We start from the raw sequence: 1436 nt of genomic DNA, 5'->3' as shown, positions 1-1436 counted from the left end.
GGCCGGTGTCATGTTTGCCTTGGAAGAAATCTTTAAATATTTTACACCGGTGATTTTGTTGTCGATGATGTCGGCAGCCGTAGCTTCCGATTTTATTTCCAAACAGATTTTTGGCATGCAGCCTATTTTTGAATTGCCGGTGATTCAATCCATTCCCTTATCCGGCTATGGTTATCTGATCCTGTTAGGTATTTTACTGGGTGTTTTCGGCGCAATTTATAACTATGTATTGCTTCGAACAAAGGATCTGTACAAAAGCTTGTCAGTACCTACCTGGGTAAAAATCTGGATTCCTTTTTTATTGGCGATTGTTTTAGGAATTACCATGCCGCAGGTGTTGGGTGGCGGTCATGCCTTGTTTGAAGAAATGAACAGTGATCTGGTTTTGACCACCATGATCGTTTTCCTGCTTGTAAAGTTTTTGTTTTCCGTCATCAGTTTTGGTTCCGGAATTCCTGGTGGTATTTTCTTTCCTTTGATTGTTTTGGGTGCCGGTATCGGTTCTGTATATGCTAAAGCGATCATTTCATTTTTAGGTGTGGATCCTATCTTATTTCATAATTTTATTATTTTGGCCATGGCCGGTTATTTTACAGCGATTGTCAGAGCCCCTTTGACCGGTATCATCTTAGTTACGGAAATGACCAATTCTCTGGCACACTTGTTATCGCTGACGGTGGTTTCTTTGGTGGCCTATGCCGTTGCAGACTTATTAAAAAGTCCACCGGTTTATGAAGCTTTATTGGATGGCATGTTGGATAAAGAGCAGGGCGAGACTAAAGAAAGCGGAAAACGAATCGTATTTGAAATACTCGTACAACACGAATCCATGTTAGCCAACAAAATGGTAAAAGATATCTCATTACCTGAAGGTACACTGTTGGTGGAAATACGCCGAGGTGAATACAGGATATTGCCGAAGGGAAATACTAAAATAAAAGAAGGTGATACGATTTCTGTATTGACCGATGTAAATTTAGAATGCAGTGTGAAAGAAGCTTTGGAAGCACAGAATCAAAGCACCTAGGCTTCATTTGAGAAGAAATTGAGAATTAAAGGTCTGATATCTAAAAGGATATTGGACTTTTTTTGTCCTATATCGAAAGTCATAATAGACAATATGAAATGACGAAGGAGGGATAAAAAAAGTAACCTTCCTTAATTTGTTGCATCGTGGATTTACCATTATACTTTGGTTAAAAAATTCATAGTATTGTGGAATTACCGCAAACAAATAAGGAGGGTTACCTATGAATAGAATAATCAAAATTGGGATGGATGTCCATACTACAAACGACACTCTATGTATTTTTGAACCGTCTTTTGAACATAATGGTACGGTACACTGCATTACACAGGTGAAACCGGAAGTAAAAAATATTCTTCGCGTAATCGAAACATTTAAAAACAAACATCCAGAAGAATCTTTCAAAATC

At 38.2% G+C, this 1436-nt stretch carries 2 protein-coding genes; both read left to right on the top strand.

Translation table 11 applies throughout. The features are described 5' to 3' along the window. Positions 1–1027 (top strand): chloride channel protein (locus U0M88_RS10070; RefSeq protein ID WP_331869723.1); only part of this gene is annotated, 1027 nt, incomplete at its 5' end. 223 nt (positions 1028–1250) lie between these two features. Next, a partial coding sequence (locus U0M88_RS10065; protein WP_331869722.1) for a hypothetical protein occupies positions 1251–1436 on the top strand: 186 nt, incomplete at its 3' end.

This window comes from Faecalicoccus sp., from assembly GCF_036552745.1.
Lineage (GTDB): Bacteria > Bacillota_I > Bacilli_A > Erysipelotrichales > Erysipelotrichaceae > Faecalicoccus.
This window is presented reverse-complemented; position numbering and strand designations above follow the sequence as displayed.